This is a genomic window from Pseudomonas sp. R32, assembly GCF_009866705.1.
GTDB lineage: Bacteria > Pseudomonadota > Gammaproteobacteria > Pseudomonadales > Pseudomonadaceae > Aquipseudomonas > Aquipseudomonas donghuensis.
On record NZ_CP019396.1, the window covers coordinates 4,248,624 to 4,275,543 of the forward strand.

18 protein-coding genes, 2 tRNA genes and 3 rRNA genes are annotated in these 26,920 nt (G+C 56.1%); 7 read left to right on the forward strand and 16 right to left on the reverse strand.

Annotation, left to right across the window (positions count from 1 at the left end):
- The first annotated feature begins 549 nt into the window (after positions 1-549).
- From PspR32_RS19660 to PspR32_RS19670, 3 genes are all read left to right on the forward strand, one after another.
- Positions 550-1,797: a ribonucleotide-diphosphate reductase subunit beta gene (locus tag PspR32_RS19660; protein WP_159389050.1), complete on the forward strand. Its 1,248-nt coding sequence runs from the start codon at positions 550-552 to the stop codon at positions 1,795-1,797.
- 238 nt (positions 1,798-2,035) lie between these two features.
- Positions 2,036-3,198 (forward strand): IS3 family transposase gene (locus tag PspR32_RS19665; RefSeq protein ID WP_159389051.1). Its coding sequence is split into 2 segments (ribosomal slippage): positions 2,036-2,288 and positions 2,288-3,198, totalling 1,164 coding nucleotides; the frame shifts between segments, so codons are not numbered across the junction.
- A gap of 294 nt (positions 3,199-3,492) precedes the next feature.
- Positions 3,493-4,332: a cyclase family protein gene (locus PspR32_RS19670; RefSeq protein ID WP_223253822.1), complete on the forward strand. Its 840-nt coding sequence runs from the start codon at positions 3,493-3,495 to the stop codon at positions 4,330-4,332.
- Between the two features lie 7 nt (positions 4,333-4,339).
- On the opposite strand, the gene PspR32_RS19675 is transcribed toward PspR32_RS19670, so the two are convergent.
- From PspR32_RS19675 to PspR32_RS19710, 7 genes are all read right to left on the reverse strand, one after another.
- The gene (locus tag PspR32_RS19675; RefSeq protein WP_159389052.1) at positions 4,340-6,214 is read right to left on the reverse strand and encodes an ATP-binding protein; all 1,875 of its coding nucleotides are present in this window, start codon (positions 6,212-6,214) and stop codon (positions 4,340-4,342) included.
- Positions 6,215-7,306: 1,092 nt separating this feature from the next.
- The gene (locus PspR32_RS19680) at positions 7,307-9,139 is read right to left on the reverse strand and encodes a long-chain-acyl-CoA synthetase (protein ID WP_159389053.1); all 1,833 of its coding nucleotides are present in this window, start codon (positions 9,137-9,139) and stop codon (positions 7,307-7,309) included.
- Positions 9,140-9,274: 135 nt separating this feature from the next.
- Positions 9,275-9,937: an iron-containing redox enzyme family protein gene (locus PspR32_RS19685; RefSeq protein ID WP_010220480.1), complete on the reverse strand. Its 663-nt coding sequence runs from the start codon at positions 9,935-9,937 to the stop codon at positions 9,275-9,277.
- A 69-nt stretch (positions 9,938-10,006) separates the two neighbouring features.
- Positions 10,007-10,405 carry a nuclear transport factor 2 family protein gene (locus PspR32_RS19690; RefSeq protein ID WP_010220481.1) on the reverse strand — a complete coding sequence of 133 codons (399 nt, stop codon included), beginning with the start codon at positions 10,403-10,405 and terminating at the stop codon, positions 10,007-10,009.
- Positions 10,406-10,443: 38 nt separating this feature from the next.
- Positions 10,444-11,220, reverse strand: a complete 777-nt coding sequence (locus PspR32_RS19695; protein ID WP_223253920.1) for a hypothetical protein — start codon at positions 11,218-11,220, stop codon at positions 10,444-10,446.
- A 189-nt stretch (positions 11,221-11,409) separates the two neighbouring features.
- Positions 11,410-11,856: an HIT family protein gene (locus tag PspR32_RS19700; RefSeq protein WP_010220483.1), complete on the reverse strand. Its 447-nt coding sequence runs from the start codon at positions 11,854-11,856 to the stop codon at positions 11,410-11,412.
- A gap of 721 nt (positions 11,857-12,577) precedes the next feature.
- Complete coding sequence (locus PspR32_RS19710) at positions 12,578-13,498, reverse strand: LysR family transcriptional regulator (RefSeq protein ID WP_174242305.1); 921 nt, start codon at positions 13,496-13,498, stop codon at positions 12,578-12,580.
- Positions 13,499-13,597: 99 nt separating this feature from the next.
- Between PspR32_RS19710 and PspR32_RS19715 the strand changes: the two genes are divergently transcribed.
- Together PspR32_RS19715 and PspR32_RS19720 are read left to right on the forward strand one after the other, a co-directional pair.
- Complete coding sequence (locus tag PspR32_RS19715) at positions 13,598-14,260, forward strand: NADPH-dependent F420 reductase (RefSeq protein ID WP_159389054.1); 663 nt, start codon at positions 13,598-13,600, stop codon at positions 14,258-14,260.
- 373 nt (positions 14,261-14,633) lie between these two features.
- Positions 14,634-14,930 (forward strand): hypothetical protein, encoded by a 297-nt coding sequence (locus PspR32_RS19720; protein WP_010220486.1) that lies wholly within the window; start codon positions 14,634-14,636, stop codon positions 14,928-14,930.
- Between the two features lie 53 nt (positions 14,931-14,983).
- On the opposite strand, the gene PspR32_RS19725 is transcribed toward PspR32_RS19720, so the two are convergent.
- The 8 genes from PspR32_RS19725 to PspR32_RS19760 form a co-directional block, all read right to left on the reverse strand.
- The gene (locus PspR32_RS19725; protein ID WP_010220488.1) at positions 14,984-15,976 is read right to left on the reverse strand and encodes an asparaginase; all 993 of its coding nucleotides are present in this window, start codon (positions 15,974-15,976) and stop codon (positions 14,984-14,986) included.
- Positions 15,973-17,163, reverse strand: a complete 1,191-nt coding sequence (locus PspR32_RS19730; RefSeq protein ID WP_159389055.1) for a hypothetical protein — start codon at positions 17,161-17,163, stop codon at positions 15,973-15,975. Before PspR32_RS19730 ends, PspR32_RS19725 begins: the two co-directional genes overlap by 4 nt.
- 9 nt (positions 17,164-17,172) lie before the next feature.
- Entirely contained in the window at positions 17,173-18,069 is an 897-nt protein-coding gene (locus PspR32_RS19735; protein ID WP_159389056.1) for a nitrilase family protein, read from the reverse strand.
- Between the two features lie 254 nt (positions 18,070-18,323).
- Positions 18,324-18,439: ribosomal RNA gene (gene rrf / locus PspR32_RS19740) — 5S ribosomal RNA — on the reverse strand.
- Between the two features lie 137 nt (positions 18,440-18,576).
- Positions 18,577-21,467: ribosomal RNA gene (locus PspR32_RS19745) — 23S ribosomal RNA — on the reverse strand.
- A gap of 222 nt (positions 21,468-21,689) precedes the next feature.
- A tRNA-Ala gene (locus PspR32_RS19750) sits at positions 21,690-21,765 on the reverse strand.
- Positions 21,766-21,775: 10 nt separating this feature from the next.
- A tRNA-Ile gene (locus tag PspR32_RS19755) sits at positions 21,776-21,852 on the reverse strand.
- Positions 21,853-21,937: 85 nt separating this feature from the next.
- Positions 21,938-23,474, reverse strand: a 16S ribosomal RNA gene (locus PspR32_RS19760).
- The 16S, 23S and 5S rRNA genes sit together here with 2 tRNA genes alongside, the layout of an rRNA operon.
- Before the next feature lie 587 nt (positions 23,475-24,061).
- Between PspR32_RS19760 and PspR32_RS19765 the strand changes: the two genes are divergently transcribed.
- Positions 24,062-24,868: an aminoglycoside phosphotransferase family protein gene (locus PspR32_RS19765; RefSeq protein WP_159389057.1), complete on the forward strand. Its 807-nt coding sequence runs from the start codon at positions 24,062-24,064 to the stop codon at positions 24,866-24,868.
- Between the two features lie 51 nt (positions 24,869-24,919).
- The gene (locus PspR32_RS19770; protein ID WP_100782854.1) at positions 24,920-25,813 is read left to right on the forward strand and encodes a formate/nitrite transporter family protein; all 894 of its coding nucleotides are present in this window, start codon (positions 24,920-24,922) and stop codon (positions 25,811-25,813) included.
- On the opposite strand, the gene PspR32_RS19775 is transcribed toward PspR32_RS19770, so the two are convergent.
- Positions 25,810-26,910 carry an MBL fold metallo-hydrolase gene (locus PspR32_RS19775; protein ID WP_159389058.1) on the reverse strand — a complete coding sequence of 367 codons (1,101 nt, stop codon included), beginning with the start codon at positions 26,908-26,910 and terminating at the stop codon, positions 25,810-25,812. The two genes, PspR32_RS19770 and PspR32_RS19775, sit on opposite strands and share 4 nt — an antisense overlap.
- Positions 26,911-26,920: the final 10 nt, after the last annotated feature.

The following is a 26,920-nucleotide window of genomic DNA, read 5'->3' on the forward strand; positions in this document are numbered from 1 at the left end:
AAGTAAACGTCAAGTGCCGATTGCTCTTGGGGCCGTCGGCGCTTGCCCTCCTCTACTCCCTCGCTCCACCCTGTCAACACCGGTCGTTTCAAGACGATTCGAAAAAAACCAGACCGTGATCTGGCTCATGATTTCCTGAGCCAAACACCGTATCCTGTGTTTTTTTTAAATACAAACCACCAAATGTAGGATTTTTGGTCTAAACTCCCACACCGGAATCGTAAGCGGGCTGGCATGAACAACCACGCTGAAATTCGGTCAAAATTAGATACATTCAAGGGTTTAGAAGCCCCGACCGGACGTAATTTCCGGTATACTTCGACCCCCCAAAAATAGGGCAAAACCTGAACCTGTTTTGGCACCGTTTCTCGTGTCATGGCCCCTCGAGCAGGGCTGGCCAGATACGAAACCTAAATAACTTATAGATGTGTGGGGGGTACGCCTCCCGAGCTGCCGTATTGCCTTCGTGGTTTGCGTAGTGAGTGCATCACCTTATTAAAATCCAAGCGGTTGCCTTCAGGGCGACCCTCATGCAGGAGCCTCATCATCATGCTGAGCTGGGACGAATTCGACAAAGACGAAGGCGAGGAAACCACCAAAGGTGCAACCGCCACTCAAGCCGCTGCCGCAGGCATCGACAAGCTCGATAACGCTGGCGGTGTTGCTGCCTTGGAAGCTCGCGCCGTAACTGCCGATGACTCCGAAGCAGTCAAGCGCGCCAAGGCTGCTCTGGACCAACTCGACATCGCCGAAGGCCTGGCTGAGCTGGAAGGTTCCGCTGCCCGTGTCGCGGTTGACGAAAAGCGCATGATCAACTGCCGCGCCGACCTCAACCAGCTGGTACCGTTCAAGTACGACTGGGCCTGGCAGAAGTACCTGGACGGTTGCGCCAACCACTGGATGCCGCAAGAGGTCAACATGACCGCGGACATCGCCCTGTGGAAAAACCCGGAAGGCCTGACCGACGACGAGCGTCGTATCGTCATGCGCAACCTGGGCTTCTTCTCCACCGCCGACTCCCTGGTTGCCAACAACCTGGCCCTGGCCGTGTACCGCCTGATCACCAACCCCGAGTGCCGCCAGTACATCCTGCGCCAGGCATTCGAAGAGGCGATCCACACCCACGCCTACCAGTACTGCATCGAATCGCTGGGCATGGATGAAGGCGAGATCTTCAACATGTACCACGAGATCCCGTCGGTGGCGAAGAAAGCCGCCTGGGGCCTGAGCTACACCCGCGCGATCTCCGACCCGGAGTTCAACACCGGCACCGTCGAGACCGACAAAGAGCTGCTGCGCAACCTGATCGCTTACTACTGCGTCCTGGAAGGCATTTTCTTCTACTGCGGCTTCACCCAGATCCTGTCCATGGGTCGCCGCAACAAGATGACTGGCGTTGCCGAGCAGTTCCAGTACATCCTGCGTGACGAGTCCATGCACCTGAACTTCGGTATCGACGTGATCAACCAGATCAAGATCGAAAACCCGCACCTGTGGGATGCCGAAATGAAGGAAGAAGCCTCGCAGATGATTCTGCAGGGCACTCAGCTTGAAATCGAATACGCCCGCGACACCATGCCTCGCGGCGTGCTGGGCATGAACGCGGCGATGATGGAGGACTACCTCAAGTTCATCGCCAACCGTCGCCTGTCGCAGATCGGCCTGAAGGAAGAGTACCCAGGTACCACCAACCCGTTCCCATGGATGAGCGAGATCATGGACTTGAAGAAAGAGAAGAACTTCTTCGAGACTCGGGTTATCGAGTATCAGACCGGTGGGGCGTTGAGCTGGGATTGATTTCCCTGTTCGTAGGTTTTCATGATCGGCTGAACTTTTTTCAAAATCGGCTGAAACCATAGCCTCAGCCGCATAGCCACCTCAGCCGAAAGCTGAGGTGGCTTTTTTGTGCATAGATAAAAGCTTAAGAAAGGCGAGCCTCGGTGATAATGCCCTAACTCGATACGCTGCAGATGTAGTGGTCTAATGATTCCGGACACCTATTTAGGCGAGAATGCTCGCCATAGAGAGGTGTCTGATGACCAAACAACGTCGTACCTTTACCCCAGAATTCAAGCGCGAAGCTGCCAGCCTGGTGCTCGATCAGGGCTACAGCCATATCGATGCAGCTCGATCACTAGGGTTGGTTGAGTCTGCCCTGCGTCGCTGGGTCAACCAACTCCAGCAAGAACGAGGCGGTGTCACTCCTACCAGTAAGGCGCTCACGCCCGAGCAGCAAAAAATCCAAGAGCTGGAAGCTCGAATCAATCGGCTGGAACGGGAAAAATCGATCTTAAAAAAGGCCACCGCGCTCTTGATGGCCGAGGAGCACGAGCGTTCGCGTTAATTGATCAACTTCGTTCTGAAGAGCCTGTTGATCTGTTGTGCTCGGTATTTGAAGTCACCCGATCTTGCTATTACGCGCACTGCCGCAAGCGCCGATCTCCGGACGTTGAGCGATTGGTTTTACGCAGCCGAGTGAACGAGCTGTTCACTCAAAGCCGCAGCGCGGCGGGTAGCCGAAGCATCATGCTCATGATGCGCGCGGACGGCATAGAGATTGGGCGATTCAAGGTGCGCAAGCTGATGAACGAAATGAAATTGATCAGCAAGCAACCTGGCTCACATGCCTATAAAAAGGCGACGGTGGAGCGGCCGGATATCCCGAACGTGTTGGATCGAGAGTTCACCGTGTCGGCGCCGAATGAGGTCTGGTGCGGTGACATCACGTATGTCTGGGCTCAAGGTCGCTGGCACTATTTGGTGGCTGTGATCGATCTGTTCGCCCGTCGCGTGGTGGGCTGGGCGTTTTCATCGAAGCCTGACGCTGACCTGGTTATCAAGGCTTTGGATATGGCCTATGAGCAGCGTGGTCGGCCTCAGAACGTTCTGTTTCACAGCGACCAAGGAAGCCACTACGGCCGCCGAGGCTTTCGTCAGCGACTGTGGCGCTATCGCTTCAAACAGAGCATGAGTCAACGTGGAAACTGCCACGACAATGCACCGATGGAACGGTTGTTTCGCAGTCTGAAAACGGAATGGATACCGACCGTGGGCTACATGAGCGCTTCGTTAGCACAGCAGGATATCGGCCGGTTTTTGATGCAGCGCTACAACTGGCAACGGCCACATCAATTTAACAGCGGGCTGGCGCCCGCTGTGGCCGAGGAAAAACTTAACGCAGTGTCCGGGATTAGTTGACCACTACAGGCGCCCGGCAGGTAATATCGATTTCGCGCTCGTACATGCTCCCCGATTGTTTTCCTGTTCCGCCCAGGCGTTCCCCTCCTGAGATCATTCAATACAAAAACGTCTCCATTACCGGCGTGCTGGCCCGGCGCTGTTGTCGGTGGTGGGATGCGCGCCTTTTTTTCGTTGTGTTCCCAGATGGGACCGATCTTGTGAGTGAGGTCTCGCTATGAGCTGAGTGCTGTTGACAAAGTGCAGGGCAAATTTCATCAAGCCAGCACTGGACGTGAGGGGAGCAGTTCTTCAATGATCGAAGAGGGGATCGTCATGACGATGCCAACGCAAAAAAAGAGTTGTTTTAAACGGATGTCCGTAGGCGTTCTGGCCGCTTTGCTGTCGGTCGGCGTCGCTAAGGCTTACGCAGAGAATAAGGAAATCACGGGAATGCAAAGTATCCAATTTCGAAAGGTCGTCGACCTCAGCCATATCATTAGCCCGACCATCCCGCTTTGGCCTAATGACCCACCGGTGGTATTCGATGTGGTGGCTTCACAGGAAAAAGACGGTTATTACCTGCGGCGTTTCAGCATCGGCGAGCACAGCGCAACCCATATGAACGCACCTAACAGTTTTCATCCCAACGCTAATGGGATTGATGCCTATAAACCGGAGTCCTTGGTGCGACCGGCCGTCGTGATTGATATCCGAGCCCAGGCCCATGACGACGCAGACTATGTGATTGGCGTCCAGGACATCGAGAAATGGGAGCAGGCACATGGGCGCATCGACCAGGGCTCTGTCGTGCTGTTTTATACAGGGTGGCAAGCGCTGTGGAACGATCCCAAGCGCTTTATCAATGAAGATTCGAAGGGGCCCCACTTCCCCGGGGTGGGCGCTGCAACCACGAAGTTTCTGCTTGAAGAGCGCCAGATAGCAGGTGTCGGTATCGATACCCATGGCGCCGATCCTGGTCAGGACACGGTCTACGCCACCAATAGTCAGATTCTGGCGAAAGATGGGATTGTCCTGGAGTGCCTGACCAACCTCGATCAGTTGCCCGCAAAAGGTACGACGCTGGTCATTGGCGTGCTCCGACTGAAAGAGGGCTCGGGTTCTCCTGTTTCCGTGATGGCCTTTACCCCCTGAGATCCTTTCAACTTGAAATAGTATCCACTACCGGCGTTCTGACCCGGTAGTTGGCAGCACGTTGAAGCACTTGGGTCAAGGCCTGGAAGTTCGCTGGTTTGGTTAAAATGTCATCGGCACCAGCGGCCCTGAAACGTTCTATTTCGCTCGAAAATGCACTGGCGGTGAAAGCTATGATGTAGCAGCTATCGCCTTGTGGAAGTTGGCGGATCTTGCGGACCGCCTCCAACCCACCCATGACAGGCATGTTGATGTCCATGAAAATGATATCGGGCATCGAAGTCATGCACTGATTGACTGCCTCCAGACCATCCGACGCAAGATCGGGTGTATAACCCAGTTCTTGCAGCATCGCCATGGCAACTTTCTGGTTCATTGGATGATTTTCCACCAGCAGGATATCGAGCGGGCAATTCCTGGCAAAAGATGAATCGAAACTCACTGCTGCATAATCGTTATCGAAGGGTATTTCCGACGCTGGAAAAACTTCCATGGGAAGTGAAAAAGAAAACGTCGAGCCGACGCCAGGCTGACTGACAAAGGATAAAGTCCCCTGTTGCGCCTCGACTAGATTCTTGCAGATTGAAAGGCCGAGCCCGCTTCCGTTGAAGCCTTGGCTAGAGGGTGCTTTAAATTGAGCAAAGGGCTCGAACAGACTGTCTTGCTGCTCTTTGGGAATACCTATGCCGGTATCGCGTATGGAAAAGTCGAGTCGGGCTTGAGAGCCTTGACCGCTGCTCGTGACGATGAGGGATACTGTGCCGGTTTCGGTGAATTTGACCGCATTGCCTAGCAGGTTGATCAAGATCTGGCGCAGACAATCGGCATCGGTTTTGACCCAGCGAGGTACGTCCGCTGAGACTTGCACTTCAACAACGATCGGCTTCTTCTGAATATTTCGCCGGATAATTTCAATACTGGACGAAAGCAGTAGCCTTATTTCGAATACACGGGGCCTCAATTGAAGTTTGCCCGTTTCAATTTTTGCCAGGTCGAGAATATTGTCGATCAGAGAGAGAAGAGTGCGTCCGCTGGTATGAATCGTGTTTAAGAGGCTGCTTTGTTCAGGTGTCAGGGGAGACCTGGTTAATAACTCGGTCGCCCCGATGACACCGTACATGGGGGTGCGAATTTCATGGCTCATGGTGGCCAGAAATCTGGATTTTGAACGATCAGCATCCTCAGCGGCATTTTTTGCCTGACTCAATATCCGTTCGTTTATCTGCAATTGCTGGAGATGAGCGCGCATGCGTAATAGATCGACTACGAACAATAAACTGAAGGCAAGAAATACCAAGATGGCAAGAATGATATGGTGCAGGGACTCTTCATTAAGTTGTTGGTGATAGGCCGCCAACCTCATTTCCGCACCTGCGACATAAACAGTGCCATCATGGGACTTCATCGGGACGAAGACCGCGCGAAAATCTCCCCAATGATCCGTGTAATCGATCCAGGTGGGTTCGCTGTGCTCAAAGCTGTCGAGCAAAGCTTGGCTGGCATCGGGATAAGGATCGAAAAAGCGCACGAAATTCTGTTCTTGGATTTCTTTTTCCGATGCGCTTGAGCTGATCAGATAAGCTTTCCCATCCCGTTTTATCACGCTGTAGACAAAGGCGGTGCCCATTGACACGTTGAACCTGGAGAGTCGCTGGATCGCGTCCCAGTCTTGCTCGGGTGATTTGGATTGTTTGTCGACCAGATCATCATGGTACCGGTCGCCGAGGATGGCCGAAGCGCCCAGCGCGGCATGCAGCAGCTTGCTATTGATACTGTCAGTAAGAATTTTTTGAGTTTCGTCGTAGAGGTAGTAGATATAGCCACTGACCCCAACGATGTAGACCAAGAGTAACGTCCATGTTTTCCGTTTTAGTTTGAACATCGCACAGCCTCCGTACTGTAAACCCCAGCATAAATAGAAGGCTGGCTGAAAGCCATTGTTTTATCCCGCTCTCATCGAAGCTGTTACTTGACCGAAGCGATAGGTTTTCATGTCTGTGTTCACGGCGGTGTTTACTGTTGTGGTAAGGCATTGTGTGACCGACCGTCCAATTCTACGAATCTGTATCGAACATGGACAGCTCGGTGCACGGAGTCCATTTTATAATGGTGCCTAGATGGACGTGAAGGTTGCTACAGACTCCCTATTTTAGGTGATTTTTCGATGTCCATTTTTCTTCCGCTTACGGATAAAGCTGGTCATCCAGGCAAAGTTTAAGGACTGCCTGCCGTTGGCTGAGCAAGTGTAACCGACAGAAAATGGGAGTTACTGTGAAGATCCAGCACCGACCGAACTTTCAGCCGCTCAGTATGCTTATGGTTGTTGCTGACGTGGTCGCAGGACAGCTGACTACACTCGTTGATCAACGCAAGGCCCTTCTGGAGGCCAAAGCACGACTAGGCTCGATGGACGCTGGGACAAGCAACCATGTATTGCGGGTTTTCTCGGAGACTACGGAGTTGATGCCGATCTAGGACCAGCAAATCGCCCATTGGCGGGAGAAGTGTTCGCCATCAACGACGCAACTACATGAGATCGACAGGTTGGAGTCGCAGGTTGCTAGCTCAAACGCAGCGGTTGTAGACACCCTGACGCTCGCTCGCGAGATCCAGGCTCGCATCTGAAGTTGGCTGGTGGGATAAGGGATGGTTCAAATCCGTCGAGTATCACGTGCTCATGTGAACGACAAACCGGCCCTTTCGCGTCCCTTGCGGATAGATAGAGCGAGTGGAGTTGTCCAAATGACCTCCGTTGCGTACGAAACTCACGGCTTCACTGTTACGACGACTGCGCATCCAGGCGATCCACTGAAGCAGCTCCCGGTGTCCAGCATAAGGCCGGTACGTCACTCGCTCAGCAATGGGGTGCGGAGCACTATGACGGGGATACCAGGAAGCGTAATGCTGCTCCGCTTGAGTGAGCAGCATTACGCATTTGTTCGGCCTTGTGGTTTGACGCTCGCGCAGTTGCCCTTCAGTAGCGGAACTTGCCGCCATGAATGTCCTGCAGCACCTGCTCAGTCACGCGCACGTAGGTTTCGGTGCCCGGTAGCCAAGCGTAGACCGGGTCTTCACCGGTTTGGCTGGGGTCGAAGGCTTCGGTCCTTAGCTTGGTTTTCTGGTATTTGAACGTGCCGGTGGTTTCCATGCAGGTCCTGATGCGCAGGAACATCGGCACCGCGTAGTGAGGCATCTGGCTTTTGACGAAGCGCAGCAGGTCGCAAAAATCCAGTTGCTCCAGCGGGGCCGATGGGGTGATGGCCGCCATCCCGGCACGACCGTTGGTGTTCTTGATTTCCACACCGTAGGCCACGGCTTCGGCGATGTGGGGGTGTTGCACCATGATGTTTTCGACTTCGGTGGTGGAGACGTTTTCACCTTTCCAGCGGAAGGTGTCCCCCAGGCGGTCGACGAATTGGGCGTGGCCAAAGCCGATATCGCGAATCAGGTCGCCGCTGTTGAAGTAACGATCGCCCTTTTCGAAAACGTCGTACAGCACCACCTTTTTGCTCTTCTCCGGATCGGTGTAACCGTCGAATGGGGCGTCGTCGTCGATCTTGGCCAGCAACAAGCCTTGGCCACCCTTGCCGACTTTCTGCATGAAACCGTTCGCGCTGCGCCGTGGCTCGCCGGTGTCGTGTTCGTACTCCACCAGCGACCAGGCGTTGATGGCAAAGCCGATGGTGTTTTCGAAGTTGAGGATGTTGGTAAAGCCAATGTTGCCGTCACTGGCGGCATAAAACTCGCAGACCCGTTCGATGTTGAAGCGTCTCTTGAAGTCGATCCACACGCCCGGGCGCAGGCCGTTGCCAATCATTTTCACCACCGGGTTGTCGCCATCGTTGCCGGCGGGAGGCTGGTCGATCAGGTAGCGACACAATTCACCGACATAGCAAATGGTGGTGGCCTTGAATTTGCGTGTGTCATTCCAGAACTGACTGGCGCTGAATTTGCGGCGGATGGCGAAACCCGAGGCGCCGGCCAATGCCGAGCCCCAGCTCACGCACAGCCCGGTGCCGTGATAGAGCGGCAAGGTGCAATAGACGATGTCATCGGGGCGCATATCCAGGGCGATCATGCCGAAGCTACCGTAGACTTTCATCCAGCGCCCGTGCTTGAACACCCCGGCCTTGGGCAAACCGGTGGTGCCGGAGGTGTAAATGTAGAAGCAGGCGTCGTCCAGGTAGACCTGCTGGGTGGTCGCCGGATTGACAGCGGAGTGCACTTCGCTGACGCGGGTCAGGTTGATGTAACCCTCGGGCGCGACGCCCGCATCGCGAGTGGTGTCGGTGTCAGCCAGGAAGAACGTGCTCAGCTCATCGATGGCAACCTCGTTACGCACCGCGTCAAAGGATGGCACCAACTCTTCGCCGACGATAATCGCCGAGGGATTGACCAGGCTCAAGCTGTGGATCAGGACGTTGTTGGTCTGCGAGGTGTTGAGCATGGCGCAGATACCGCCGATCTTGCTGACCGCCAGCACGCTGACCAGCAATTCCGGGCGATTTTCAATAAATATGCCGACCACATCGCCTTTTTTCAGGCCACGGGCAAGCAGGTAGTGGGCGAAACGGTTGGCCCACTGGTTGACCTGTTCATAACTGAAACGATTGTCCTCGTAGAGCAGCGCCGGTCCTTGAGGGTTGCGCGCAACCGCCTGTTCGAAGGCCCACCCCAGGCCGCAGGGCTGATCGACCTTGAGCTTGGAGGCTTTGATTCCCCTGATGAGCCGAGGAATGGCCCGGGCGATCAAGGGGATTTTGCGCAGCATCATGCCCCAGGTAATCATGTCGCTATTGCTACTCATGTCACCTCCTAGTGAATTGACCGTGGCAGCCAGGCGGTTGGACAAGCGCCAGACCGGCCGATCGCTTTATTGTTGTGCACGCCATGTAAAAAGTCCTCGCGCAGCGGGGTGCGCGAGGACGCCTGTTGCCAAGCCTCAGAACTCGTCGGCGACCGACTCGAGGATCTTGCCCATCAAGTAAACCGTGGTGCGTGCGACTTGCTTGACCGACTCTTTTTCTTCGTCGGTCACGACCCAGCGGTCGATGGCTGCGTTGACTTGCTCGGAGTGTTTCTCGTCGATGATCGCGTGGGCGACAAAGAAGGTAAGTTGTTGATCGGTCAGCTTGAGATGGTTCTTGCAGACATCCATCAATGGCTCGAGGTGCTCGTAGCAGTCCTCGGCCCAGAAGCTGTAGCCCAGCCGTGGAATGATGCCGCGGCACACAGAGACGAAATCCAGGTAGCCGTAGAACGCCTCTGTGGCCGGCAGCATCGGCTTATCGAACTCGGACTTGTCGACGCCAATGGCGATCAGGTCGTTGTACGCCATGTTTTCATGGCCCAGTTCTTCCAGCGCATGCTTCATCGCAAAACGCAGCAGGCCGACCTTTTTATGGTCCTGGTTCCAGCACGCCACCGCCTGGTTGATCGCGTTGTTCTTGGTGTAGTGATACACCTGGACAATCGACTTGATGTAGAGGTCACGCTGCAACTCGGGGCGCTTCATCATCTGGAAAAAGCGGCCGGCCTTGATCTTTTCCCATTCGGCATCACAGATGGCTTTCAGCTCTTTGCGAAACGCGGTCACTTCAGTCATTTCACTCTCTTCCTTGGCGGGTTGATAAATCATTCATGACACTTTTTATACTATCAAGCGAACACGGACTTACAGGCGCAGTAAGGACTTTATGATGTAGATGAACTTGGAGAAGAACCCCAGGCCTTCGATAGTATCCCAGTGTTCCATCAGCACACCGTTTTCCACACGATAGATATCGATCACCTTGTAATTCACCGTAAAGAATCTGTGCTTGGCCCAGTGCTTGGCATACAGGAAGACATAATCGCCTTCGGCGCATACCCGTTCAATGCTGGTACCCGACTCGGGGAATGTTTTGAAGAACTGCGTAAAGTAGGTCTTGAAGCCTTCGCGGCGCGGTGGAATAAATACATTGTTGTGTTGTACATAATCCTCGGCAATCAACGTATCGGCGACCGCCAGTTCCCGCTGGCCAAACATGCGCTCGTAAAACTCGATGACCACTTCTTTGTTCCTGGCTTCCATCTTGGATCAACCTCAATGTTGTCGTTGTTTTTGGATGCTCATCCCGCCAGTGACTGCCTCGCGGCACGGGCGGCCAAGGTGTAGCGAATCAAGTCATCAATGTTCTTCAGGTCTGCAGGGCAGCTTTGCAAGCCGAAGAAGGGCGTGACCGACGGCATCAGATCGCCTTTGTACAGGGCGTAGTAGTGATCACCGCGGGCTTTGATCTGGAAGAAGATACCGTCCTGATCAAAGACGAAGCTGTCGAACTTCGGCGCAAGCCGTGGTTTTACGTAGGTGATGAAGGTTTTGTAGCCGCCTTCCAGGGCGACCAGCGAGGCGCCGGTCATCGCCAATCCGTTGACCACGTTCTTGACCGGGGAATGCTTGTCGACAATAAGTCGCGAGAGTTCGACGCACTCATTCTCGTAATTGGGCCCGGAGAACCGCACCAGTTGTTCATGGCTGATGAACTCGCCCGACTCGTGAGGGAAAGGCGTAATACGCTGGGTGCCGATAATTTCACCATCATAATAAAAGGCAAACACGTAGGAACGCGGGTCATATTCATCCAGGCATACGGTGTCGTCGACCGCGTTACCGAACAACGTCTTGTAGTAAGTCTTTCGCTGCCCGTACAACCGGCTGCGGGCACGAGACAGTTCGAGAAACTGCGCTGGCGTAACCACCTGCCTGACGTTGACCTTGTCAGATTGGCACAAGTCTTGAAGTACTGAATCATAGAAACTGTAGATTGCCGAACCGGCTGAATCATCCTTTACCAACTGCATATTTGCCGAAGGCAAGGCAGCCTTATTACTTGCGAGTGATGGCATGAGAATTCCCTTCTTATTGTGATCTGTAGTATTCAACTCAGCCCAGCGCACGACCTAAGTTTCCACAGGACAATACATAGCTTCGCCTCCTTGCGTAGATGCCTACAAGTTGATGATTTGCTTACTGCGCACAGCAAGGCACGCACCCCTCTTATCGCGGGCGTGCCTTTAAACTAAAGCGACTTGCAGTTAAACCGGTGGCAGCGAGGTCAAGGCTCGACGGATCTGCTCTGCGCGCTCGCCCAGCACTTGGGGCGTAGCGAGTGGAAGGTCCGCATGACCCAGGTTGAAACCGTCACCGACAAAGCGGGCCAGTACATGCAGGTGGGCGTGGCCCACCGTCTGCCCGGCCACAGCGCCATCGCACAGCAGCAGGTTGATACCTTCGCAGGGGTGTTCATTGAGGCTCAAGCCGCTTTCACGCAGGGCGGCCGCCACCCGTTGACCCACACGCATCATGTGGCCACAGGTTTGAGGAGGGATATCACCCAGGCCGCTTGCGTGGGCCTTGGGAATGACCAGGACATGACCAGGAGTAATCGGCTGGATGGAGAGAAAGGCCAGGCACTGCTCGTCTTCGTAGACAACGGCAGCCGGTGATTCTTTCTTGGCGATTGCACAGAAAATGCAGTTCACGATTAGCTCCCTCTATTGTAGTAGGTGCAAACCCGGTGGAGGCATGAAGATCCGGGTTGCTACAGGCTGCATTCCATTGCAGTTGACCGCACAGCTTGAGGGTGAAATTACCCTTGGCATTTCACATCTGTACACGTGAGTTTTGAAATTTTTTGTATCTGAATTCCAGAAAACACCTAATATATTGATTTAAATGAGTTTTCTTAATGTTACTTTTTGTATCCGTCCTTTATCAGGCCGTGTGGGCCGTGTTGTTGGCCCGTCGGAGGGATATTTAAGGATCACCGTCCAAGACCCTCAAGGCCAAGGACGGTGAAGCGATCAAAGACCCGGTTTCCGGTGGATCGCAAGGCTGCTCCGCTTGAGGGAACAGCATTGCGGCCTGTGCCGGGCAGCTCGAGTCCCAAGCCTGGTTCTGCGCTCGCGAACTCGCCGGCTGATTGGCCGTTACCTTGACGAACATATCGTGCGCAAGCTCGATGCCGATCAACGGCGAACCTTGCCGCGGTTCTGCCAGTGCAGGACGTGCCAAGGATCGGCCAGATGGATTGGGGCAGGCATTCGCTTAGCGTGCTGCAGTGGCAGCACGAACCGTGGATTCGTTTGCGCGATGTGCCTGAGGTGCTGTTCGAGCCAGGCTCCATGGCGCATAGAAGCGCCATCAAAGCCCCCCACCCTGGCGGCAGGTGGCGGCGCGCTGGCTGCGGCTTTGAGTCAGGGGCTAATGAGCTGCATGGTCGGTTTCCACACTGGTCGCAAAGCGCGCCAGCACCGCATCGATGAACCGTCGCAGCTTGGCGGTTCTCTGCCGGTTGGCGGTATAGAGCAAATGCATCTGCCGACTCGGCGGCTGGTAGTCAGCCAGAACCCGCACCAGCTCGCCGCTTTGCAGCGCCGGGCGCAGAAAGTCTTCCGGCCCCAGCACAATCCCGAAGCCATCCAGCGCCGCTGACATCAGCGCCCTGCTCTCATTGACCTGCAAACGGCTGGCGACCTGCACCTTGTGCAGGGTATCGCCCTGGACGAACTGCCACTCGCGATCGGCCGGGCGCGACCAATAGGCGTAGCCCAGGCATTCGTGCTGTTCGAGGTCGGCTGGCGTTCGTGGGGTGCCGTGGGCGGCCAGGTAGCACGGCGCAGCGCAGGCCACCAGGCGGTAAGGCGCAAGCGGCCTGGCGGTCAGGCTGGAGGTGCCCAGGGGGCCGATGCGAAACGCCACCTCGAAGCCCTCCTCGACCAGGTCGACGAAGCGGTCGGTCAGGTGCAGGTCGATCTCAACCTCGGGGTACTGGCGCAGAAAGTCAGTCACCAGCGGCATCAGGCTGTAGGAGCCGAAGGTGACCGGCGCACTGACCTTCAGTTTGCCCCGCGGCGTATCGTTCATGATCTGCGCCAGGGAGTCGGCCGCCTGCGCCTCGCTGAGGATGTGTTTGCAGCGCTCGTAGTAGGCGTTGCCAAGCTCGGTCAGGCTCTGGCGGCGGGTAGTGCGGTTGAGCAGGCGCGCGCCCAGGCGATGTTCCAGAGCGGCTACATGCTTGGCAACCATTTGTGGCGACATGCCCAGACGCTCCGCGGCGCTGGCATAGGAACCTGCTTCAGCCGCCATCACAAAGGCACCCATGCTGCTCAGACGATCCATCATTCAACACTCCTGGTAACGACACCCTATCCAGACCGGTAATTTATCTCCATCTGGTTGCCAATCATCATAAACGCTCCTATCACGCAACGGAGCAAGGACATGCGTATCGGCATTATCGGAGCAGGTTTTATCGGTCGGGCAGTGGCGCAGCTGGCGCTGGCCGCCGGGCATGAGGTGATGCTCAGCAACTCACGCGGGCCGCAGACCATGAGCAGCGTGCGCAGCGGCATTCTGGGCTGCGAGGTGGGCAGTGCAGAAGATGCGGCGCGGTTTGCTGAGCTGATACTGGTGGCGATCCCCTTCGGGCACTACCGCAGCGTGCCCGCGCAGTGGCTGGAGGGCAAGATCGTTATGGACGCCAACAACTACTACCCGGACCGCGATGGTCATTTTCCCGCGCTGTACAGCTTCCAGACCACCACCAGCCGCCTGCTTGCCGAGCATCTGCCGGGTTCGCGGGTGGTGAAGGTGTTCAATGCAATTCTTGCCCAGGACCTGGAGAAAGACGCACGTATCAGTGGCGCAACAGATCGGCGTGCCCTGCCTATTGCCGGCGATGATGGTGAAGCGAAGACCGTTGTGAGCACGCTGCTCGACGACCTGGGTTACGACACCGTCGATGCCGGTGGCCTGGACGACAGTTGGCGGTTCGAGCGGGCCAAGCCGGCTTACTGCATCCCCTTTGGTGTAGAGGGCTTGAAGCGGGCCCTGGCGCAAGCCGAGCGTGAGGTTGAAGTGCCTGAAGGTGCCTGGCGGCGTTAAGTGGCGGCGTGACAGTTGATCTGATCCGTATTTTGCAGCGCCAACTGAATCTGTTTCGGTAACAGCGCCAGAGCGAAAATAGTCCTGCGTCCCGCTCTACCGGGCGCATCTCGCTAGTGCAGCCTGGCGCTGCACCGCAAAACCGTCATCTGGAGCGCTCAATGGGTAAGCTTGCATTCTTCGTCGTGGGTTTTCTGGCGCTGGCCATCGCGATTGGCGCACTCGGTACTATTTCACCGCTATAAACACCGCTGTTCTCCAACCTTCTGACTCAAGCCTGCGGCACGGCGTTGACGATGGCGCCGCATCCGCCGCCAACCTGTGCGAAAATAGGGGGCTTTTGTTCCTATGTTTGGAGATGTACAGCTTGGTAATGCACTACTCAACCAGCGGCGACGCAGTCGCTTGCGGTCGCGCCGGTAATAACCTCACCAGCACCTCCACCCCTGACCAGGTTTCCTGCAAGTCGTGTCAGCGGTCCCTGGTCAAGACGGAGTCGTCTGCGCCGGCCAAAAAATCCACCCCGTCCCTGGCAGAGCTGCGCAAACAGCGCATGGCCAAGGCCAGCCCCACCGCGTTCTGCTTCAAGGCCAACTGGCGTGATCGCCTGACCGCCCTGCCCGGCAGCAGCCGCCTGCCGCGCGGCGTAGTGCCTCAGCGCTTGGTCTAAGCGCACGCCCGAGGACACGTGGGTGCCGACACACGGCCCCACGTGATCCCCCTTCATCGCGGCTGACGATACTCGGCCAGCCAGTGCTCCAGCTCGTCATCCATCCCGCAGCCAATCAGCACCCACAACAATACCCGGCACTTGCGCGGGCACAGGAACCCCGCCATCTGGGCGCCCTTGCGTTGCAGGTCCATTTCGCCGCCGTCAAAGCCATAGGTATACCGCGCCGTAGGGCCGGAGCCGGTTCGCGAGGCGATAATCACCGGCATTCTAGTGAGGATGTATCCCACACTCTTTGCCCACCCTTCGGATACATGCCCGGCGCCAAACCCGGCGACGACCAAGCCTTCATAGCCCAACCCGGTCATTTGCTCGAGCAGCAGGGTGTCAGCAGCCAGGCTGGCCTCCAGCAGCGCTACACGTTGATCGAGACGCCAAGGCTCTGGCAGGGGCTGGCGAGGCCTCACAGGCTTCAGGTAGCACGCGTGCCCCTCCACAACCAAACCCTCGCAGCCGAAGTGCGCTGAGCTGAAGGCTGCCATGGCCAGGCTCTCGGTTTTACGCACATGGGCAGCGGCGTGGATCTGATCATTGATCACTACCAGTACGCCGCGGCCCCGACTCTGCGCAGCCAGCGCCACCTGCGCCGCTGCCAGCAGATTGGCCGGGCCATCGGCGCCGGGCTCACTGGCCGCACGCATGGCGCCAGTCAGGATCAATGGCGCATCAAAGGGCCAGAGCAGTTCGAGAAAGTAGGCCACTTCCTCGAGGGTATCGGTGCCCTGGGTCAGCACCACCCCCTGTGCACCCTCCTCCACCTGGGCTTTGGCCCAATACAGGACATCGATCAACTGAATGAAGGACAACGATGCACTGGGTAGCATCTGCAGGGTTTTCGTCGAGATGTGCGCAAGGCTTGCAAGCTGGGGTGCCTCGGCGAGCATCTGCGTGCTGTCCAGACCAGGAGTGACACCTTCGCCTACTGCTGACTGGAGCATGCTGAGGGTGCCGCCCAGGGTTCCTATGGCAAGTTTGGGCAGGGTCATGCGTCACCTCCTGTAACCAGACTGATGAAGGGGAGGATTGCCAGGGTAGAAACAGCCATGGACAGCACATTGCCGATGAAGCCATGCATATGGCTTGGCAGGCGCTGGCTGATAGCGGCCGCCAATGGCGGGGCCAGCAGTGCTCCCAACACCGCACTGAGCCCGACCACCTGCCAGCTACCGCCGAAGGTGAGCACGGCAGCCGGGACGACGGAAACGATCGGGATATAGGTTGGATACCAGCCCAGGCGCATCCATTGCCTACGCCAGATCAGCACACCGATGAACGAGGCCAGCACCTGCCCCGCCACCATCTGCACGACAAGTTGCGAGCCGTAGGCCGGGCCCGTGGGAGACAGGATGTACGCCAGCAACAGGCCCAACAACAAACCCAGGCTCGCCAGCTCATTGCCGAAGAACGGGGCTTCACTGAAGTCGGCCAATACCCGGCGCAATGTCCAGGTGATGCCGTAATCGGCTTGGATCTGGCCGACCGCTTGCGGGGTGTGTTCCGACGCGGTTGACCTCACCAGCAGCGGAAATCGGCGGATCAAGATGAACGCCAGCACACTGGCAACCGCCATGCCGCCGACATTGCCGACGACCACTGGCAGCTTCAAGGGGTAGCACAGGTAGTTGACCAGCAACAGGCTGGCCGGCGTGACCAGCAAAGCGCCCATCAGTGCGCCGCTTAAAGCGACCTTCCAGCCTGGACCAAACACCAGCACCATAGCCGCCGGCAACGAAACGAACGCGACGAAGGTCGGTTGCCAGGTGCCACTGTTCAAGGTCCAGCCCCACAGCGCATGACTGAACCACAACCCCAGCAGCGAACTGGTCACCAGCCACGGCCACAAGCCCGTACCGTAGCAAATGGCGAAGCCTTGCCAGCGCTTGCCGTTGCGGTTGGCCCAATGGGCCAGGGCAGCACCTGCGAGCAACCCCAGCGCTGGCAGCTCATGCTTGTAGAAGGCCACTTCGCTGATATCGCCGATGACCCAGCGCAAACGCGCCAAGGGCTGGTTGATGTTGCTCATCATGTGCACATAGTCTGGCCACAGGCCAATCCAAGCGTCGGCGCGACCGCTGATGACTTCAAGCAGCACCGTGGTGACCAACGACACCGTCAGGCACAACAACAGCAAAGGCCAGAAGGTGGAACGGGAGGTTTCGATTGAGTTGTCCATCCCTCCTCCTTAGCGCGGCAAGGCTGGGTGCAGGTCATAACCGAGCATCGAACCGTAGAGGTCGGTCCGTCGGTCGCGGGGCAGATCGTTGAGGCTGTTCCAGATCGGTGCGCTGCGAGCACTACTGAGGTCGAGATCGGCGTAGAGGATGCATTGGTCTTCCGGCCCGGCGATCTCACCGAGGGGCCAGCCGTTGGTGCCGGCAATCAACGAGCAGCCCAGAAACCGCCCACCACGCTCACTGCCGATCCGGTTGGCGGCGGCGATATGCACATTGTTGACATGGGCGGCGGTCATGGTCAGGTAAGAGGCCATGCAGCGGCCACTGGCATCGAACAACGGCGGTGGCGTCCATACCCAGTTGTTCAGGCCGCAGATGATATCGGCCCCCTGCATGGCCAGCAGACGTGGCACTTCCGGGAACCAGATGTCCCAGCAGATCAACAGGCCGATACGGCCGATGGGCGTCTCGAACACCGGGAAGCCGAGGTTCCCCGGGCTGAACCAGAGCTTCTCCTGGTTCCACAGATGGGCTTTGCGGTAATGCCCCAGCAGGCCTTCCGGGCCGAACAGCACAGCACTGTCATACAGTTTCAAGCCGTCGCGCTCGGCAAAGCCTGCAACCAGGTAGACATGGTGTTCACGGGCAAATGCTGCCCAGGTTTTCAGGCTAGGACCGTCCGCCAGAGCTTCGGCGTGAGCCCAGGCTTCGGCTCGAGTATTGAAGCTGTAGCCGGTGTTGGCCAGCTCAGGCAGGACTATCAGATTGGCGCCCTCGCCGACCGCCTGTTCTGCGAGCTGCAGGCCATGGCAGAGGTTGTTGTCGCAGTGCTCAAGACCGACCTGCGGGTCGAACTGGATGACTGCGACACGGACGGGACTGATCGGGGCAGCATTTGCAGACATGGGCTTTGGCCTTCTTATCGTTATGGGAGGGACGCCAGTTAAGCGGACACTCGGTTAGATAAGACAGTCAGGCGGGTCTGAAGCTGGGGCAGGAATGGTCTTAGGTTGGGGAAAGGGCAATCATGGTAGCTGGTGTTTCCAGCTAATCAGGCGGTGCCTGCAGGCCGGCTCCCACAGGGACCACGGCTAGCAATTAAATCGCCATAAAGACAAAACCCCTACCTGCGTACGCAGATAGGGGTTTCGGAATTTAATCTTGACGATGACCTACTCTCACATGGGGAAACCCCACACTACCATCGGCGATGCATCGTTTCACTGCTGAGTTCGGGATGGGATCAGGTGGTTCCAATGCTCTATGGTCGTCAAGAAATTCTGTTGCCAGAAGGTCTTGTTTAAGACACTCCAGCGAATCGGGTATGTGATGTTTTGTGAGTTACAAATTCTCGGCTTTGCAGTCTTCACAACACCGCAATCTGGCTTTCGCTCAAATTGCTTGGGTGTTATATGGTCAAGCCTCACGGGCAATTAGTATTGGTTAGCTCAACGCCTCACAGCGCTTACACACCCAACCTATCAACGTCGTAGTCTTCGACGGCCCTTCAGGGAGCTCAAGGCTCCAGTGAGATCTCATCTTGAGGCAAGTTTCCCGCTTAGATGCTTTCAGCGGTTATCTCTTCCGAACATAGCTACCCGGCAATGCCACTGGCGTGACAACCGGAACACCAGAGGTTCGTCCACTCCGGTCCTCTCGTACTAGGAGCAGCCCCTCTCAAATCTCAAACGTCCACGGCAGATAGGGACCGAACTGTCTCACGACGTTCTAAACCCAGCTCGCGTACCACTTTAAATGGCGAACAGCCATACCCTTGGGACCGGCTTCAGCCCCAGGATGTGATGAGCCGACATCGAGGTGCCAAACACCGCCGTCGATATGAACTCTTGGGCGGTATCAGCCTGTTATCCCCGGAGTACCTTTTATCCGTTGAGCGATGGCCCTTCCATACAGAACCACCGGATCACTAAGACCTACTTTCGTACCTGCTCGACGTGTCTGTCTCGCAGTCAAGCGCGCTTTTGCCTTTATACTCTACGACCGATTTCCGACCGGTCTGAGCGCACCTTCGTACTCCTCCGTTACTCTTTAGGAGGAGACCGCCCCAGTCAAACTACCCACCATACACTGTCCTCGATCCGGATAACGGACCTGAGTTAGAACCTCAAAGTTGCCAGGGTGGTATTTCAAGGATGGCTCCACGCGAACTGGCGTCCACGCTTCAAAGCCTCCCACCTATCCTACACAAGCAAATTCAAAGTCCAGTGCAAAGCTATAGTAAAGGTTCACGGGGTCTTTCCGTCTAGCCGCGGATACACTGCATCTTCACAGCGATTTCAATTTCACTGAGTCTCGGGTGGAGACAGCGCCGCCATCGTTACGCCATTCGTGCAGGTCGGAACTTACCCGACAAGGAATTTCGCTACCTTAGGACCGTTATAGTTACGGCCGCCGTTTACCGGGGCTTCGATCAAGAGCTTCGCGTTAGCTAACCCCATCAATTAACCTTCCGGCACCGGGCAGGCGTCACACCCTATACGTCCACTTTCGTGTTTGCAGAGTGCTGTGTTTTTAATAAACAGTCGCAGCGGCCTGGTATCTTCGACCGGCATGGGCTTACGGAGCAAGTCCTTCACCCTCACCGGCGCACCTTCTCCCGAAGTTACGGTGCCATTTTGCCTAGTTCCTTCACCCGAGTTCTCTCAAGCGCCTTGGTATTCTCTACCCAACCACCTGTGTCGGTTTGGGGTACGGTTCCTAGTTATCTGAAGCTTAGAAGCTTTTCTTGGAAGCATGGCATCAACCACTTCGTCGCCTAATGGCAACTCGTCATCAGCTCTCGGCCTTAAGATCCCGGATTTACCTAAGATCTCAGCCTACCACCTTAAACTTGGACAACCAACGCCAAGCTGGCCTAGCCTTCTCCGTCCCTCCATCGCAATAACTAGAAGTACAGGAATATTAACCTGTTTTCCATCGACTACGCTTTTCAGCCTCGCCTTAGGGACCGACTAACCCTGCGTCGATTAACGTTGCGCAGGAAACCTTGGTCTTTCGGCGTGGGAGTTTTTCACTCCCATTGTCGTTACTCATGTCAGCATTCGCACTTCTGATACCTCCAGCAAGCTTCTCAACTCACCTTCACAGGCTTACAGAACGCTCCTCTACCGCATCACCTAAGTGATACCCGTAGCTTCGGTGTATGGTTTGAGCCCCGTTACATCTTCCGCGCAGGCCGACTCGACTAGTGAGCTATTACGCTTTCTTTAAAGGGTGGCTGCTTCTAAGCCAACCTCCTAGCTGTCTAAGCCTTCCCACATCGTTTCCCACTTAACCATAACTTTGGGACCTTAGCTGACGGTCTGGGTTGTTTCCCTTTTCACGACGGACGTTAGCACCCGCCGTGTGTCTCCCATGCTCGGCACTTGTAGGTATTCGGAGTTTGCATCGGTTTGGTAAGTCGGGATGACCCCCTAGCCGAAACAGTGCTCTACCCCCTACAGTGATACATGAGGCGCTACCTAAATAGCTTTCGAGGAGAACCAGCTATCTCCGAGCTTGATTAGCCTTTCACTCCGATCCACAGGTCATCCGCTAACTTTTCAACGGTAGTCGGTTCGGTCCTCCAGTCAGTGTTACCTAACCTTCAACCTGCCCATGGATAGATCGCCCGGTTTCGGGTCTATACCCAGCGACTAAACGCCCTATTAAGACTCGCTTTCGCTACGCCTCCCCTATTCGGTTAAGCTCGCCACTGAATATAAGTCGCTGACCCATTATACAAAAGGTACGCAGTCACCTAACAAAGTAGGCTCCCACTGCTTGTACGCATACGGTTTCAGGTTCTATTTCACTCCCCTCTCCGGGGTTCTTTTCGCCTTTCCCTCACGGTACTGGTTCACTATCGGTCAGTCAGTAGTATTTAGCCTTGGAGGATGGTCCCCCCATATTCAGACAAAGTTTCTCGTGCTCCGTCCTACTCGATTTCATGACTAAGAGATTTTCGCGTACAGGGCTATCACCCACTATGGCCGCACTTTCCAGAGCGTTCCGCTAATCTCAAAGCCACTTAAGGGCTAGTCCCCGTTCGCTCGCCACTACTAAGGGAATCTCGGTTGATTTCTTTTCCTCAGGGTACTTAGATGTTTCAGTTCCCCTGGTTCGCCTCTTGCACCTATGTATTCAGTACAAGATACTCAGCTTATGCTGAGTGGGTTCCCCCATTCAGACATCTCCGGATCAAAGTCTGTTTGCCGACTCCCCGAAGCTTATCGCAGGCTACCACGTCTTTCATCGCCTCTGACTGCCAAGGCATCCACCGTATGCGCTTCTTCACTTGACCATATAACCCCAAGCAATCTGGTTATACTGTGAAGACAACATTCGCCGAAAATTTGTAATGTCTCACAAATTTTACCTTAGCCTGAACACACACCAGTGAAAGTGCTGTTCAGTCTATCTTTCTATCACATACCCAAATTTTTAAAGAACGATTCTGAAAAAGTTCAGAAATCAATATTCGATGCGAATATTCATTTCTAAGCTTTGACACGGTAGCAAGGGGTGGTGGAGCCAAGCGGGATCGAACCGCTGACCTCCTGCGTGCAAGGCAGGCGCTCTCCCAGCTGAGCTATGGCCCCAACAAGAAACTGGTGGGTCTGGGCAGATTCGAACTGCCGACCTCACCCTTATCAGGGGTGCGCTCTAACCAACTGAGCTACAGACCCAGTTAAGAGCTGTTACCGATATCGTCTTCTTCAATGAATCAAGCAATTCGTGTGGGAGCTTATAAGACAGCTGATGTCTGTCGATTAAGGAGGTGATCCAGCCGCAGGTTCCCCTACGGCTACCTTGTTACGACTTCACCCCAGTCATGAATCACACCGTGGTAACCGTCCTCCCGAAGGTTAGACTAGCTACTTCTGGTGCAACCCACTCCCATGGTGTGACGGGCGGTGTGTACAAGGCCCGGGAACGTATTCACCGCGACATTCTGATTCGCGATTACTAGCGATTCCGACTTCACGCAGTCGAGTTGCAGACTGCGATCCGGACTACGATCGGTTTTGTGAGATTAGCTCCACCTCGCGGCTTGGCAACCCTCTGTACCGACCATTGTAGCACGTGTGTAGCCCAGGCCGTAAGGGCCATGATGACTTGACGTCATCCCCACCTTCCTCCGGTTTGTCACCGGCAGTCTCCTTAGAGTGCCCACCATAACGTGCTGGTAACTAAGGACAAGGGTTGCGCTCGTTACGGGACTTAACCCAACATCTCACGACACGAGCTGACGACAGCCATGCAGCACCTGTGTCAGAGTTCCCGAAGGCACCAATCCATCTCTGGAAAGTTCTCTGCATGTCAAGGCCTGGTAAGGTTCTTCGCGTTGCTTCGAATTAAACCACATGCTCCACCGCTTGTGCGGGCCCCCGTCAATTCATTTGAGTTTTAACCTTGCGGCCGTACTCCCCAGGCGGTCAACTTAATGCGTTAGCTGCGCCACTAAAATCTCAAGGATTCCAACGGCTAGTTGACATCGTTTACGGCGTGGACTACCAGGGTATCTAATCCTGTTTGCTCCCCACGCTTTCGCACCTCAGTGTCAGTATGAGCCCAGGTGGTCGCCTTCGCCACTGGTGTTCCTTCCTATATCTACGCATTTCACCGCTACACAGGAAATTCCACCACCCTCTGCCCTACTCTAGCTCGCCAGTTTTGGATGCAGTTCCCAGGTTGAGCCCGGGGATTTCACATCCAACTTAACGAACCACCTACGCGCGCTTTACGCCCAGTAATTCCGATTAACGCTTGCACCCTCTGTATTACCGCGGCTGCTGGCACAGAGTTAGCCGGTGCTTATTCTGTCGGTAACGTCAAAATACTCACGTATTAGGTAAGTACCCTTCCTCCCAACTTAAAGTGCTTTACAATCCGAAGACCTTCTTCACACACGCGGCATGGCTGGATCAGGCTTTCGCCCATTGTCCAATATTCCCCACTGCTGCCTCCCGTAGGAGTCTGGACCGTGTCTCAGTTCCAGTGTGACTGATCATCCTCTCAGACCAGTTACGGATCGTCGCCTTGGTGAGCCATTACCTCACCAACTAGCTAATCCGACCTAGGCTCATCTGATAGCGCAAGGCCCGAAGGTCCCCTGCTTTCTCCCGTAGGACGTATGCGGTATTAGCGTTCCTTTCGAAACGTTGTCCCCCACTACCAGGCAGATTCCTAGGTATTACTCACCCGTCCGCCGCTGAATCGAAGAGCAAGCTCTTCTCATCCGCTCGACTTGCATGTGTTAGGCCTGCCGCCAGCGTTCAATCTGAGCCATGATCAAACTCTTCAGTTCAATACTGCTTGGGTTTTGAGAAAACCCTAAACTTGGCTCAGCAATCTCAAATGACTTACTTTCAAATCTTTCGATTTTTCGTGTAGCCACTTGTGATGCTGATAATCTTTTTGACTATCAGCCTGAGCTCACAAGCACCCACACGAATTGCTTGATTCAGTTGTTAAAGAGCGGTTGGTTAAGAGCTTTTCGTCTCAACCGAGGCGCGCATTCTACGCTTTCCTCAGGGCCTGTCAAGCGTTTATTTTGAAGTTTTTCAGAATTTCTCTTTCAACTTCAACCACTTGACTCGCTGCGATCTCTCGTCAGCGGGAGGCGAATTCTACAGCGTTTCAAACCGCTGTCAACTGCCTTTTTCACCGCTGCCGATCTTTCGATCGAAGCCCCTCCGGAATGCCCTGAAACTGCTAACTCTTTGAAACTCAAGGAGTTTTCAGCTCCGACTGCGCCGGAAGTGGGGCGAATTATAGAGAGATTAAATCGGGCGTCAAGGGTTAATTCAAAAAACATTGAACAAAGGCAAAATGAGCACCTTATATAGAATGAGCACCTTGTATAGAGAGTACCGGCCTGCCCTGGGAGGCACTATGTTTGAACCTTACCTGCAACGCTGGCAATTGACCGCCGACGGCGAGCCAATCATCACCCACAGCAGCCACTTGCTGCCCGTCCTTTATAAAGGCAAGGCAGCGATGCTCAAGATCGCCCACGAACCCGAAGAACAGTCCGGTGCCTTGTTGATGCAGTGGTGGGATGGCCAAGGCGCCGCCGCGGTGCTCGAACACATCGATCACGCCGTATTGCTTGAGCGTGCTCAGGGGACCGCCTCACTGGCCGATCATGCTCAACACGGTCGCGACGAAGAGGCCACGCGCATCCTTTGCGCGGCGATTGCCCGCCTGCATGCACCACGGGACCAGCCGCTGCCGCCACTGGTCGAGCTACAACGCTGGTTTTCCGGCCTGTGGCCCGCCGCCGAAGAAAATGGCGGGCTGTACCGACGTTGCGCCGACATTGCCAGCCAGTTGCTCGCCTCCCCCGGCGAACAGAGGGTGCTGCATGGAGATATCCACCACGGCAACGTTCTCGACTTCGGCAACAGAGGCTGGCTGGCCATCGACCCCAAGCACCTCTACGGCGACCGCGCCTTCGACTATGCCAACCTGTTCTGTAATCCGACCCACGCTCTGGCCACCGACCCACACTGTTTTCAGCGGCGCTTGCAGATTGTATGCGAAACAGCCGACCTGCCTCGTCAGCACATGCTGCAGTGGATCGTCGCCTGGTGTGGTTTGTCGGCGGCCTGGTTTCTCGAGGATGACTTGCACGAAGACGCCCGCACGCCCCTGCAGGTCGCGCAACTGGCACTGAACCTGCTGGAGGCAAGCAACTAATCGAAGCAGCGTCGATCTGTAGATAAGGCACCCCATAGATGAGCCACCGCCATGAGTGAAGCGCAAAGCGGCAAAACCCCCGGCCTGTCTGCAGACGAAGAGCAGGAAGTCAGCCATAACCAGCCACCCCGCGCGGCGGTATTGCACGAGATCATTCGTTTCCAGGGTGACCAGGAGCTGGAGCGCACCATCGCCGCGCTGTTCTGGTCGGCGCTTGCCGCCGGGCTGAGCATGGGCCTGTCGCTGATGGCCATGGGGCTGTTCTATTCGCGCCTGCCCGAAGACGACAGCAGCCAGGTGATCGCCAGCCTGGGTTACTCGGCCGGATTTCTTGCCGTGATCCTGGCCCGCCAGCAACTGTTTACCGAAAACACCCTGACCGCGGTACTACCGGTGATGACCGAACCGAGCCTGCGCAACTTCGGTCGCTTGCTACGTTTATGGTCGGTGGTACTGCTCGGCAATCTGGCCGGCACCATCCTGGTGTCCTATGTGATGCTCAACCTGCCGATCTTCGACAGCAAGACCGACGTCGCCTTCCTCGACGTCGGCCACAAGGTGATGGATAACGACCTGAACCAGATGTTTGCCAAAGGCATCATCTCGGGCTGGATGATCGCCACCATGGTCTGGATGATCCCGTCGATGGAAAGCGCCAAGGCGTGGATCATCCTGATGATCACCTACCTGATGGCCCTGGGTGATTTCACCCATATCGTCGTCGGCTCGGTGGAAGTGTCCTACCTGGTCTGGGCCGGCGAAGTCAGCTGGACGGCATTCTGGCTGGATTTCGCCGTGCCGACCCTGATCGGCAACATCATTGGCGGCAGCTTCATTTTCGCCCTGATCAGCCACGCCCAGGTGCGTAGCGACAGCAGCAAGCCGCCCACTGCCCTACCCCGGCGTGACCGGCAAAAAGACCAGTCGGCAGGCAAGAAACCCTAGGGCTCTCGCGCCGCCAGCACCCGTTCGCCGCCCTGACGCAGCTCCCGTTGTGGCTTGGACTGCCACCAGGCCGGACCACTGTGCGGTTGATCGAGGCTGACCCGCTCGCCGATCTGCGGCGTGCTCAGCGATACCTGTGCGGCATTGGCCAACGCCAGGATGCGGTCGAACGGTTCACGCCAACTGTGGGTGGACAGGTCAAACGTACCGTTATGGATCGGCAGCAACCAGCGCCCGCGCAGGTCAAGGTGCGCCTGCAGGCTTTGCTCGGGCTGCATGTGTACATCGGGCCAGTTGACGTTGTAGGCGCCGGTTTCGATCAGGGTCAGGTCGAAGGGGCCGTACTGCTTGCCGATCTCCTTGAAGCCGTCGAAATAGCCGGTATCGCCACTGAAAAACACCTTCAGCTGGTCATCGATCATCACCCAGGATGCCCACAGGGTACTGTTGCTGTCGAACAGGCCGCGCCCGGAAAAATGCTGCGCCGGGGTTGCGACAAACCTTACGCCTTCGACGCTGGTTTCCTGCCACCAATCCAATTGCCGGACCTTGCTCGCCGGCACACCCCAGCCAATCAGAATATCGCCCACCCCCAGAGGCGCAATGAAGTATTCGGCACTGTTGGCCAGTTGACGTATGGCCTGCTCGTCGAGGTGATCGAAGTGGTCGTGGGAGAGAATCACCGCGGTTAACGGCGGTAATTGGTCGAGCTTCAGTGGTGGCGGGTGAAAACGCCGGGGGCCGGCCCATTGCACTGGCGAGGCGCGCTCGGCGAACACCGGGTCGGTGATGAAGAAGCGCTCGCTCAGTTTCAACAGTACCGTGGAATGCCCCAAGCGCCAGACGCTATGATCCGGTGCTTCAAGCAGCTGCTGGCGGCTCAGGGGCTGCACGGCAATGCTGACACTGGGCCGGGTATCGGCGGGCTTTCTCAGGAGCAGGTATTTAAGGCCGATGCGCAGTTTTTTCATCACCCCGTCCTGGGGCAACTGCACCTGGTTGCGATAGCGCCCATCCTGGCGTTGCGCCGGTTCACCGGCCTGGGGAGTCAGCGGGGCCATGAGCAGAAACACTCCAAGGATGAAGATCAGTTTCATGGTACCCCAC